The following is a 12,419-nucleotide window of genomic DNA, read 5'->3' as shown; positions in this document are numbered from 1 at the left end:
AGTAGTATCGGAACAGCCCGATATTTTCCACATGTTAGAAGGGTGGAGAGGGCTGTTTTTCTTTTTATAAAAAAGAACTTGAAATTACATAGATGTCTATGTACAATAAGGTCATGCCAAAATACAACGCAATTGCACTGATTGCAAGAATCAGGGATCATGTCAACAAACGGATTGTACACGAATTGGAACAGCATGAAGTGACAGGCATTGTACCTTCTCATGGAGATGTATTAATGTTTTTGTACCGGGAAGAGACGCTGTCGATCAAGATGTTGGCTGAACGTATTCAACGCACGCAACCAACGGTAACGGTACTGGTCAACAAGCTGGAGAAGCTTGGCTATGTTGAACGCAGCAAGAGTGCCGAAGATAGCCGAGTGACGATGATTCGCCTAACCGAACAGGGGAAGCGACTCGAACCGATCTTTCATCAGGTATCAGAGCAGATCAATGACATCATCTATAGTGGTCTGTCCGATGAACAGTCGGAGCAATTGGAGAGCTTGCTGTCCATTATTGTCCGAAAGTTATAATGAATGAACTCTTCTGTCTGCAACCCTTCCAGATTTGACTGGGATGGAGGCAGAGGAGCCCAAATATTTTTTTAAGCCAATGCATAGATATCTATGTATGTGGAACGTATCAATGTAACCCCATTTTCGCAACCTAACTCAAACCAAACCTGGAGGGATTCACACTATGAAACATCTTATCGTATATGCTCACCCGCACACAGACAGCTTGAATAACGCAATTCTCAATACTGCTGTAGAAGCTCTCGAAGCTCAAGGCCATGAAGTAGTCGTTCGTGACTTGTACAAGCTTGGATTCCAACCCGTACTGACTGAAGCTGACACAGCTTCCATGCGTGCAGGACAGACACCACAGGATATCGCTACAGAGCAACAGTTTGTTACAGATGCAGAAGCCATTACATTCATCTATCCGATCTGGTGGACAGGTCTTCCTGCCATTATCAAAGGATATGTTGACCGTGTATTCGCCTATGGTTTTGCATATGCAGCGGGTGAAGCGGGAATTGAGAAATTGCTGACAGGCAAAAAAGGACTCATCATCAACACACATGGTACACCAAGTGAAATTTATGATCAGATTGGCATGACTGCTGGATTGAAAATAACTTCTGACGTAGGTATCTTCGATTTTGTAGGCATTGAAGCCGTAGATCATCTGCTCTTTGGAAGTATTGGATATCTGGATGCACCCGCATATCAAGCCATGTTGGATCAGGTTAAACAAACGGTTACAACCAAATTCTAATATGGATGTTGATTCTAAATTTGGATTCCATATGATTCCAGACCGACTCAATCATGAGTCGGTTTGTTTGTTCATGTGTTTGCAAAATGGATGAAAGGGGGTATAATCGTACCCATGGAACCTATACTTATATTCAAAGCGTTATCGAACGAGACACGTAGACAAATCCTGTTGTGGCTCAAAAACCCGGAGCAACACTTTCCACCGCTGGAACTATCTCAGCATCCGGATGGTGGCAAGAACGGAATCTGTGTTGGCACGATTCAACTGAAGGCTGGACTGGCTCAGTCAGTTATATCCAGTTATCTGCTGACTATGCTCAAGGCAGGGTTGCTGCTCTCCGAGCGAAGAGGACAATGGACGTATTATCGGCGCAACGAGGAGACGATCCGTCAGTTTGCCGAGTACGTGCAGAACGAGTTATAAGCCGGATGCCGGAACGGAAGCTAGGATGCACATGCAGGCAGGGATTCCGTCCGGATGTAAACGGCTAGTTCAGTATCACATCACCATATCCAGTTGTGATTTAATTAATCTATATATCTGGATATACAAAAATATAATCATCGAGGAGATTAAACGATAATGACTACAGAAAATACGGCTTCATCCCATAAAGAACACATCAATGACGTTAAGCTTTCCATCCTGGATCTGGCTCCTGTCGTAGTGGGTGCAACACCTGCTGATGCTTTGCGCAACAGCCTGGATCTGGCACAGCATGCTGAGCGTTGGGGATATCACCGTTACTGGGTAGCTGAACATCACAACATGCCGGGTATTGCTTCATCCGCAACTTCGGTTGTTATTGGATATCTGGCTGGTGGAACCAAAACGATTCGTCTGGGTTCAGGAGGCATCATGTTGCCTAACCATGCACCGCTTGTCATCGCTGAGCAGTTCGGCACACTGGAATCCTTGTATCCTGGCAGAATTGATCTGGGACTGGGTCGCGCACCAGGTAGTGACCGCCGTACATCGCTTGCACTGCGCAAAGATCTGAACAGTGGGGAAGATTTCCCTGAGCTGTTGGCAGAACTAAGAGCATACTTTGATGCTTCGGCGACATCTTATCATGCGCCTGTTCGCGCAGTTCCTGGAGAAGGATTGAATATTCCAATTTACCTCTTGGGGTCCAGTGATTTCAGCGCACGTTTGGCAGGTCAGCTGGGATTGCCGTTTGCTTTTGCCAGCCACTTCTCGCCCGATTACACCCGGATTGCATTAGAGACGTATCGAAACAACTTCCAACCATCTGAAAGCTTGAAGGAGCCACATGTGATTGTTGGTGTCAACGCTGTTGTTGCGGATACAGACGAAGAAGCAGCATGGCTGGGTACAACGATGCAACAGCAGTTCCTGAACATTATTCGTGGCACAACGGGATTGGTACAGCCTCCGGCAGAGATGGAAGGCAAATGGACGGATCGTGAGAAAGCTGGTGTTGAGCAGACACTGAAAGCAGCTGTTAACGGTTCGCCAGAAACGGTACGTGGACAGCTGGAATCCTTCATCCGGCAGACGCAGGCAGATGAGCTGATTATTACGTCGATGATCTATGATCATAAGGCACGTCTGCATTCCTATGAGCTAATCGCGCAATTGGCGGGAAGAGCCTAATCTCCATTTTCAGCGTTAAAGCTGGCTTAATGGAAGGGTAGAGCTATAAATTTACGGTTCGTCTCCCAGTGAGGCGAGCCGTTTTTGAATAGGGAGAATTTGCAAATGATTCGTGTGGGGCAGAAGACTCATTTTGGGGTAAAATGACTTTATCGGTTTAATTTGAAACGGTTAATCAGCACCATACGTATAAATCCAGAGTGTTATACATATGTTGGCTTGTACAAGGTACTTTTTTATTCGTGTGTGGGGCATTTATCTAGCTTTATAGTTTAGTTTTGATTAAGCGTCATAAGAGAGGACGACACGCCTATGGAGCAACCTGAGCAACCCCGCGTTTGGCCGGAGCGGTTCAAGCGATTTTTTCTTAACAACAAGTTTGTGCTATTTCTGCTGATTCTGCTGTTGGTGGGACTGAACGTGATGGTTCTGACCAAAGTATCCTTTGTTCTTCATCCGCTCGCAGTACTCATCAAAACCATTGTGCTACCTATTATTCTGTCAGGCATACTCTACTATCTGCTGAATCCCATTGTGGATGTGATGGAGAGGTGGAAAATCAAGCGTGGCTGGTCCATTCTGATTCTCTATCTTGCAATTGGGGGCATTCTGACGGTCGTTGTGCTGGCAGTCATTCCAGTTGTGCGTAACCAGATTGTAGGACTAATTGAAAACTTTCCAACGTACAGTGAGACGGTAAAACAGCAGTTTGAGGAGCTTACGGGCAGTAAATTGTTCGGTCAGTTCCAGGAAACGGTGAACCTGAATTCGCAGGACTGGTGGGGAACAATCTCCCAAAAGGCTACTGAAATTCTGAACTCGACCTGGACCAAATTGGGCGGGTTCCTCGGAGCCTTCACGGAGACCGTGTTGTCTATCGTAACGGTTCCGTTTATCCTGTTCTATCTGCTGAAAGACGGCAAGAAGCTGCCAGCGAAAATTCTGTCTTTCCTGCCAATCAAGAGCCGTACGGGCGCAATGCATGTACTGGAAGACATCAATCACCAGATCAGTTCATTCATTCGTGGACAGATTATCGTCAGCTTCTGCATCGGTATCTTGCTCTACATCGGTTATATGGTCATTGGTCTGGATTATGCACTGATTCTTGCAATTATCGCATCGTTCACAAGTGTTGTTCCATATCTGGGACCAGCAATTGCGATTACACCTGCGTTGATTGTGGCCCTGGTTACTTCGCCGGTGATGCTGTTGAAGATGGTTGCCGTATGGACGATCGTACAGTTAATCGAAGGTAAATTCATCTCGCCACAGATCATGGGTAAAACGCTGAAGATTCATCCGATCACGATTATCTTTGTCATTCTGACTTCGGGTAATCTGTTTGGAGTCGTGGGCATTCTGCTCGCTGTTCCAGGATACGCGGTGCTGAAAGTATGTGTATCGCATATCTTCAACTGGTTTAAGGACAGATCCGGCCTGTACGACCCGAACAAGAACAATCTTTTATAACCGAAGTGGCAAGCTCCAGTGGATAGTTAATCAGAAGATCTAGTCACTTTGTATCCTGTATAAAACGGTACCCTTACCAAGAAGAACCCCCGTCCATCGGCATACAGCCGAGAGGCGGGGGTTCTTCTGCATGAACAAGCTTGGCTGCTGCCTAGCTGTGTTTAATATGTTGGAGTGTTTGCAGGAAAATCTGCTCAATATGAGCATCATCCAGAGAGTAGTACACGGTCTTGCCTTCCTTGCGCCGCTTGACGATCCGCATGTTGCGGAGTGAACGCAGCTGGTGTGAAATGGCCGACTGTCCCATGTCGAGCAGAACCGTCAGGTCATGAACACATAATTCCTTCTGTAACAGCGCATCAATAATACGTAGACGTGTGGGGTCGCTGAATGCCTTGAACCAATCTGCCATCTCGGAAGACGTCTCCCGATCCATGAGTGAAGTGCGAATCGTCTGCACGTCGGCTTCAGTACCCGAGCAGGCTGCATCACATTCGCTTGGTGCTTTAACCGGTTGTTCCATTTCCTATCACCGCCTATGTTAACAACTATAGCTCTATTATATCCAAAACCCGCCTAAAGCGAAATGATTACTATTAGCATAATCTGTATGAAAAATCAACAACGATTGTTGACACTCATGTTTAGGCGTGCATATAATAGGGGTAACCAAACATATGAATGAGTGCTCATATATTGAATACAATTGAAATATAACATCGTTTTTGTACTGCAAAGGGGAGAATTCACATGGGAACCGGACAGGAACAGGTGAAAAGGGAACTGGTGCTTGATGGACTGGATTGTGCGAACTGCGCATTGAAGATTGAGAATGGCGTCAAAAAAATTAAGGGCATTAACGAATGCTCTGTCAATTTTGTTACCAAAACATTATCGCTGCACACCACTTCCGATATGGATGAACAGGTAGTGGAAGAAGCGAAGCGCAAAGTGCTTCGGCTGGAGCCTCATATTCGCATTTCGGAAAAAGGAAAACACGTGAACGGACATGTGCATACCCATACAGGGAGTGCAGTTGGTGCGCATAACCACAGTCATGACCATACCGGACATAATCATGGACATTCACATTCACATAACAAACAATCTCATACTCATGATCATGGACATTCGCAGGGCCACGCACATGGTCATGTGCATGAGCACGGAAGTCACGATGGACATAATCACGATCACAGCCATACCCATGATCACGATGCTCATGCAGGCCATTCGCATGAACATGGTGCAGGCCAGACCAAAGTATTGCTTGCTCGTCTTGCTGCCGGTTCTGTATTGCTCGCAGCTGCGATCTGGTCGCCGCTGGAGGGCTGGGCACAGTTTACTTTATATGCGCTTGCTTATCTGATTGCCGGGGGAGATATCGTGCTCCAGGCGTCCAAAAACATCATCCGCGGTCAGGTGTTCGATGAATACTTCCTCATGTCCGTCGCTACCTTGGGTGCCTTTGCCATTGGAGAGTATCCGGAAGGGGTAGCGGTCATGCTCTTCTATCAGCTCGGAGAGCTGTTTCAGGGCATGGCGGTTAATCGGTCACGCAAGTCGATTCAGTCACTGATGGACATTCGCCCGGACTACGCGAATATTCTGACGGGTTCGGGTGACGAAACCCGGCGTGTATCTCCGGAAGACGTACGGATCGGTGATCGTATTGTCGTGAAGGCAGGAGAGCGAGTACCACTGGATGGTATCGTTCAAGCTGGGCGTTCCATGGTGGACACTTCTGCTCTGACAGGTGAATCGGTACCTCGTGAACTGGAGCCCGGAAGTGATGTACTAAGTGGATTTGTTAACAAAAACGGGTTGTTGACCATTGAAGTAACCAAAACATTTGGTGAATCAACGGTATCCAAAATTTTGGATCTGGTGCAGAATGCAAGCAGTCGGAAGGCAAAAACAGAGCATTTTATTAGTAAATTCGCCCGTTATTACACCCCAGTTGTTGTGATCCTTGCAGCCCTGATTGCATTTGTTCCACCGTTGATACTTAGTGGTGCAACATTTGCGGACTGGATCTATCGTGCATTGGTCTTCCTGGTTATCTCATGCCCTTGTGCGCTGGTGGTCTCTATTCCACTTGGATTCTTCGGTGGTATCGGAGCGGCTTCACGTAACGGGATTCTTGTCAGAGGCAGTAATTATCTTGAAGCATTAAACGATGTGAAAGTTGTTGTTTTTGATAAAACGGGTACACTAACCAAAGGTGTATTCAAAGTAACAGCCATTCGTCCCGAAGGTGGACGCACGGAAGAAGAACTAATGAAGCTGGCAGCCATTGCCGAAGCAAATTCCAATCATCCGATTGCCGAATCCATTCGCTCAACCTGGGCCAAGGCCATTCCCACGCAAGGTGTGGAAGGTTATGATGAAGTTGCCGGACACGGGATCAAGGTGAGTGTGGATGGTCGGGAAGTGCTGGCAGGCAACGCTAAATTAATGAAGCAGGCTGGTATATCCTATACCACACCAGAGACGGCCGGAACGATAGTGCACGTTGCTGAAGCTGGCACGTATGTTGGTCATCTGATCATCGCCGATGAAGTGAAGGATGATGCAGCTGCTGCTATTCAGGCGCTGAAGAAGCTTGGCATCCGCAAAACGGTCATGCTGACAGGTGATGCGAAAGCCGTGGGTGAAGCGGTAGGGCGCGAGCTGGGTGTGGATGAGGTCTACGCTGAATTGTTGCCACAGGATAAAGTCGAACGACTGGAGCAACTGGAAGCGGCCAAATCTCCGAAGGAAAAAATGGTGTTTGTCGGTGACGGCATCAACGATACACCTGTACTGGCGCGCGCCGATGTGGGCGTGGCCATGGGTGGGCTCGGCTCCGATGCTGCGATTGAAGCGGCTGATGTGGTCATCATGACCGATGAACCGTCGAAACTAGCGAGTGCAATCCGCATTGCTAAGCGTACACGAATGATTGTGTGGCAAAATATCGCTTTTGCTCTGGGGGTTAAAGCGATTTTCCTGCTACTCGGTGTGTTCGGCATAGCTACCATGTGGGAAGCGGTATTCTCTGATGTCGGTGTCACGGTGCTGGCTGTCCTGAACGCCATGCGTGTACTCCGTGTGAAGAATATCTAAGTTTACGAAACGATCCAGGCGGCTCTTCGTATATACGTAGAGCCGTTTTTTATATTTTTATGTAGATAAGTCTAACTAGACATTTACACGAGAACGGAGAGGACAGAGATAACCTGAAGAAGTGAAGCTACATCGGCAGGTTATTCTATTCTATTATCGGAGGAGTCTCAGTGTAAGCAGGTCTATGGAAGACAACAGTGAAGGGGAGAACATTTTGACAGGAGCAATAGTTGGGATCATCATTGGAGTGTGTTATTTCATTCTGGGGTTAATGGTGTTCAAAAAACCACCGAAAATGATTAACGGAATATATGGTTATCGGACCCCGCGTGCAATGAGTAATCCCGAGTTGTGGGACGAAGCACAAAGTTATAGCGCCAATCTGATGATGCAATTTGGAGTGATCATTACGATATTCGGCATTATCGGTTTCTGGCTTACAGATGTACGAGCTTTGGTGCTGAGTCTGGTTGCTACAGGGTTCTATACGTTCAGACTGTTTACCAGAGTGGAAGGCCGTCTGAAGCAAATGCAGCGTGCTCAACAGCAACAGCAACAGAATGAGCAGAACGTTTAAGGCAAAATGAATGAATAGTGTACAGAGGAAGACCTGCGTGTGAAGCGGGTCTTTTTTTGTTGAAATAGAAAATTGTAGAGGATGTTAAACTCACTAAGACTTCAGGGATGAAATCTAACGTTGACGTTAACGTTAACATTATATATAATTATGTACATAACATTATAGACATATGGAAGAGGTGAGGGAAATGAGTTTATATAAAATCGACGACGTAGCCAAGGAATGCGGTTTGACCAAGCGAACCATTCGGTATTATGAAGAGATTGGTGTCATGCCTTCACCTCAGCGGACAGATGGCGGGACGCGGTTGTACACTCGGGAGGATATCGATTATCTGAAGAAGGTGGTTCGCGCCAAAGAGGTACTTGGATTCTCCCTTCAGGAGCTACATACCTATGTGGCAACGGCAGATGCCTTGAACGAACAACGTTTTGACTACCAGCAGACGACCGAATTGAGAGAACGGATCGAGAAGCTCACCACGATGGAAACAACGCTGGATGGGCAGTTGCAACTGATTGAGCAGAAACTTCAGAGCATACATGCCGTACAGACTGAACTGGAAGAGCTGCGTGAACGCGTTCGGAGCGGTATTCAGAAGTTACAGGCACATGATCCGAAGAGTGATGAAGACGGCTAACCGAATTACATCTATTGTTTAATAAACAAAACTGTATACACATAATCGCTACATGGAGTGAGCACCATAGTACCTGTGGCGATCCTGTACAAACACCGGATGTTCCGGTGTCATTTGTGCCGTTTTGTTACCTCTAATTCTGAAAATTCATAGAAATTTTCATGATTTTTCACGTCATTTTCAAATATAAAGCTTAACCACATAAATTATTCACAGGGGGAATTACGTATGAAAAGAGAGCCATCATTACCGGACGAATTGCCGTCATCACGTGGGGGCCTGTTATCCCAACCGCGAGCGGTATGGGCGGTCGCCTTTGCATGTATCATATCCTTTATGGGTCTGGGTCTGGTTGACCCGATTCTGCCCGCAATTGCCGATCAGCTGCATGCTTCGAAAAGCCAGGTGTCACTGCTATTTACCAGTTATAACGCTGTAACCGGGGTAGCGATGCTGATTACAGGTGTTGTATCCAGCCGCATTGGTGTGAAGTGGACGTTGCTCAGCGGGATATTGCTGATTATTATCTTCTCGTTCCTTGGCGGTACCTCAGACACGGTAGGTGCACTGGTCGGTTACCGTGGCGGTTGGGGACTGGGTAATGCCTTGTTCATCGCAACGGCGTTATCCGCCATTGTGGGACTGTCCACGTCGGGGACAGCCAAAGCGATTATTTTGTACGAAGCAGCGCTTGGTCTCGGGATTGCGGTTGGACCGCTGCTTGGCGGTGAGCTAGGTTCCATCTCTTGGCGCGGCCCGTTCTATGGCGTAGCTGTCCTGATGGCGATTGCCTTTATCAGCATTACATTTATGTTGCCCAAGATGGCCAAACCGAAAACACGCAGTTCTTTGTCCGATCCGTTCAAAGCATTAAGTTATCCTTCATTGAAAACATTGGCGATTACCGCCTTCCTGTATAACTTTGGATTCTTTACCTTGATGGCTTATTCACCATATGTCATGAATCTGGATGAGCACGGGTTGGGTTATGTATTCTTTGGCTGGGGACTGATGCTGGCGATTACGTCGGTATTCGTCGCACCAAGATTGCAACGCCGATTCGGATCAGTTCCGTCCATGAGTGTCATGCTTACATTGTTCGCGATTGATCTGGTTGTTATGGCAGTAGGTACCGTGATGGGTTCACCAACTACCGTTATTGTTGCAGTCATTGTAGCGGGGATTTTCCTTGGAATTAACAATACGTTGATTACAACGGCTGTTATGGAAGCTGCACCTGTGGAGCGTTCTGTTGCTTCTGCTGCATACAGCTTCGTTCGTTTCCTGGGTGGTGCACTTGCTCCATGGCTTGCAGGTAAATTGTCCGAGTGGTTCCTGCCGGAAACGCCGTTTTATTTTGGCGCATTAATGGTTCTGATTGGTGTCATGGTACTGCTGGTACGCCGTCATCATTTGCGGGATATTGATTCCGCTATTACATCTCATTAATTCACAGGAGGGATTGCAATGCTGAAACATATATTGGTTGCTGTTGATGGTTCGAATCAAGCGCATAAAGCTTTGGAGCAAGCACTGATACTGGCTGAAGATATGAAACAACCCCCAAGTCTGTTGATCGTGCATGTTAATCCGGCTATATCTATCAATGAACCTGCATTGGGTGTTGATCTGGAAGCTCGGATTGCCGAAGAAGGGCAGCATATCATAGAGCCAGTGACCAGCCAGTTGTCGGGACGGGACATTGCATATGAGACACTGCTGATTGCAGGTGATCCCATTAATGAGATCTGCCGTGTGGCGCGTGAACGAGATTGTGGAATGATTGTGATGGGTACAGGCGGGAAAGGCATGCTCGCAGAGATGATCGTGGGCAGTGTCAGTCATGGTGTGTTAAAACATGCAGAATGCCCCGTCCTGACGGTTAAATAGGTTGTGAAATCCTTTATAATGCAATAGCTCAAGATCGCCACAATGGCTCATCAGGCACGTTACAAGCTATGATTGCCGAATACCGTAGTGGGTTGATGGCACGGAAATAGTGTATAAATAGATTATATAAATTGAACTGAACTTTTACATGAGTCAGCGATTGGAAGGTTGTTCTATCATCGAAGTGGCAGTGTAACATTCTTTAGTTCAATAGGTCCTAAAAGGATGGAGGATGCAGCATATGAAAAGACAACATCTGTTTATCGGGGGCAAACCGACCGAATCCGTAGATTATAAAGCACTTCAAGCGCCATACTCCGGGGAAACGCTGGCAGAAGTCTCTTCGGCTTCAGCAGAGGAAGCGGAGGCTGCTGTTGCAGCTGCGGTTCAAGCCGGGAAGGCAATGCGCCAGATGCCTGCACATCAGCGTGCAGATATTCTGTACAAGTTGTCCTCCATGCTTGAAGAACGCAAGGAAGAAGCAGCGCGAATCATAGCTCTTGAAGCGGCGAAGCCAATTACCGCAGCACTGGCAGAGGTTGACCGGACGGTGGAAACGTATCGTTTTGCCGCCGAAGAAGCCAAGCGGCTGACGGGAGAGACGGTTCCGATGGATGCAGCCAAAGGTGGGGAAGGGCGTATCGGTTATACGATGCGGCAACCTCTAGGTGTCATCGGTGCGATTACACCGTTTAATTTTCCCATGAATCTGGTAGCCCACAAGGTAGGCCCAGGGCTGGCAGCAGGCAATACGATTGTGCTCAAACCTGCAGAGCAGACGCCTCTATCTTCCTATTACATCGCTAATCTGCTGCAGGAAGCCGGATTGCCGGATGGTGCACTGAACGTGGTGAGCGGTGATGGCAAAACGATTGGTGATGTGCTTGTGGAGCACCCCCGTGTTGCTCATATTACGTTTACAGGCAGTCCAGCGGTAGGCACGAGCATTCGTAGCAAAGCAGGACTCAAACGCGTGACACTGGAGCTTGGGTCGAATGCAGCGGTTATCGTGGATAAGGACGCAGACCTGGACAAAGTGGTTCCTCGATGTGTGACCGGTGCTTTCACGTATCAGGGACAGGTATGTATCTCGCTGCAGCGAATCTACGTACATCGTGACATCTCGGAAGAATTCATCCGGCGTTTCGCTGAAGCGGCCAAACAAGTGGTGGTCGGAGACCCGCTGAGCCCGGATACGGTGGTATCTGCGCTGATTACCTCCAAGGATGTACAGCGTACACTCGACTGGATTGAAGAAGCCAAACAGGCCGGGGCTGAAGTGGCAGCAGGCGGTCAAGCTGAAGGAGGCGTTCTGCGTCCAACGGTACTGATTAACGTTCCCCGTGATGCCAAGGTATCCTGTCAGGAAGTGTTTGCACCCATCGTTGTTATCAATACGGTAGATTCCGTTGAAGAGGGTATTGAACATGTTAACGATTCGATATACGGGCTTCAGGCAGGCGTATTTACAAACGATATTCATACCGCCCTCCATGCTGTCGATCAGATCGAAGCAGGCGGAGTTATGATTAATGATATTCCGACGTTCCGAGTGGATCACATGCCCTATGGTGGGGTGAAACAAAGTGGGATTGGGCGTGAAGGTGTAAAATATGCTGTAGAGGAAATGACGGAATTGAAGTTTGTTATGTTTAACAAAGGGTGATTCTCTTCCATTCTTTTACTCAATATACCGTATGCCAATGGAAATATAACTACACGCCCCTGTGCCGGAATAATGGCACAGGATTTTTTAATTGAAGATCATGGAAAAACTTTAAAAAATACATACGGATTCTTCACTGACTGCGGGTTCACATCTGA

12 protein-coding genes are annotated in these 12,419 nt (G+C 47.4%); 11 read left to right on the top strand and 1 reads right to left on the bottom strand.

Going from position 1 to position 12,419, the window contains the following annotated elements; genetic code table 11:
- The first annotated feature begins 113 nt into the window (after positions 1-113).
- From QF049_RS20280 to QF049_RS20260, 5 genes are all read left to right on the top strand, one after another.
- Entirely contained in the window at positions 114-536 is a 423-nt protein-coding gene (locus QF049_RS20280) for a MarR family winged helix-turn-helix transcriptional regulator (protein WP_074093363.1), read from the top strand.
- A gap of 166 nt (positions 537-702) precedes the next feature.
- Positions 703-1,284 (top strand): NAD(P)H-dependent oxidoreductase, encoded by a 582-nt coding sequence (locus QF049_RS20275; RefSeq protein ID WP_307540089.1) that lies wholly within the window; start codon positions 703-705, stop codon positions 1,282-1,284.
- A 114-nt stretch (positions 1,285-1,398) separates the two neighbouring features.
- Positions 1,399-1,710, top strand: a complete 312-nt coding sequence (locus QF049_RS20270; protein WP_017690814.1) for an ArsR/SmtB family transcription factor — start codon at positions 1,399-1,401, stop codon at positions 1,708-1,710.
- A 159-nt stretch (positions 1,711-1,869) separates the two neighbouring features.
- Entirely contained in the window at positions 1,870-2,904 is a 1,035-nt protein-coding gene (locus QF049_RS20265; RefSeq protein ID WP_091018801.1) for an LLM class flavin-dependent oxidoreductase, read from the top strand.
- A 312-nt stretch (positions 2,905-3,216) separates the two neighbouring features.
- Positions 3,217-4,377 (top strand): AI-2E family transporter, encoded by a 1,161-nt coding sequence (locus QF049_RS20260; protein ID WP_036614215.1) that lies wholly within the window; start codon positions 3,217-3,219, stop codon positions 4,375-4,377.
- 151 nt (positions 4,378-4,528) lie between these two features.
- Here the strand turns inward: QF049_RS20260 and QF049_RS20255 are convergent, their stop codons facing one another.
- Positions 4,529-4,900, bottom strand: coding sequence for an ArsR/SmtB family transcription factor (locus tag QF049_RS20255; RefSeq protein ID WP_091018799.1), 372 nt, complete (start codon positions 4,898-4,900; stop codon positions 4,529-4,531).
- Positions 4,901-5,127: 227 nt separating this feature from the next.
- On the opposite strand from QF049_RS20255, the gene QF049_RS20250 reads away from it, so the two are divergent.
- From QF049_RS20250 to QF049_RS20225, 6 genes are all read left to right on the top strand, one after another.
- A complete protein-coding gene (locus tag QF049_RS20250) occupies positions 5,128-7,485 on the top strand; it encodes a heavy metal translocating P-type ATPase (RefSeq protein ID WP_307540084.1) in 2,358 nt (785 codons plus the stop codon).
- A gap of 214 nt (positions 7,486-7,699) precedes the next feature.
- Positions 7,700-8,062 (top strand): SdpI family protein, encoded by a 363-nt coding sequence (locus QF049_RS20245; protein ID WP_167483868.1) that lies wholly within the window; start codon positions 7,700-7,702, stop codon positions 8,060-8,062.
- Between the two features lie 190 nt (positions 8,063-8,252).
- The gene (locus QF049_RS20240) at positions 8,253-8,705 is read left to right on the top strand and encodes a helix-turn-helix domain-containing protein (protein ID WP_307540083.1); all 453 of its coding nucleotides are present in this window, start codon (positions 8,253-8,255) and stop codon (positions 8,703-8,705) included.
- 228 nt (positions 8,706-8,933) lie between these two features.
- Entirely contained in the window at positions 8,934-10,154 is a 1,221-nt protein-coding gene (locus QF049_RS20235) for an MFS transporter (protein ID WP_307540081.1), read from the top strand.
- Positions 10,155-10,172: 18 nt separating this feature from the next.
- A complete protein-coding gene (locus QF049_RS20230) occupies positions 10,173-10,595 on the top strand; it encodes a universal stress protein (protein ID WP_307540079.1) in 423 nt (140 codons plus the stop codon).
- 241 nt (positions 10,596-10,836) lie between these two features.
- On the top strand, positions 10,837-12,261 hold the full coding sequence (locus QF049_RS20225) for an aldehyde dehydrogenase family protein (RefSeq protein WP_307540077.1): 1,425 nt from the start codon (positions 10,837-10,839) through the stop codon (positions 12,259-12,261).
- Positions 12,262-12,419: the final 158 nt, after the last annotated feature.

It is taken from the genome of Paenibacillus sp. W4I10 (assembly GCF_030816325.1).
Lineage (GTDB): Bacteria > Bacillota > Bacilli > Paenibacillales > Paenibacillaceae > Paenibacillus > Paenibacillus amylolyticus_B.
Note: the sequence above shows the minus strand (reverse complement) of the source record. Positions and strands in the feature narration are given on the sequence as shown.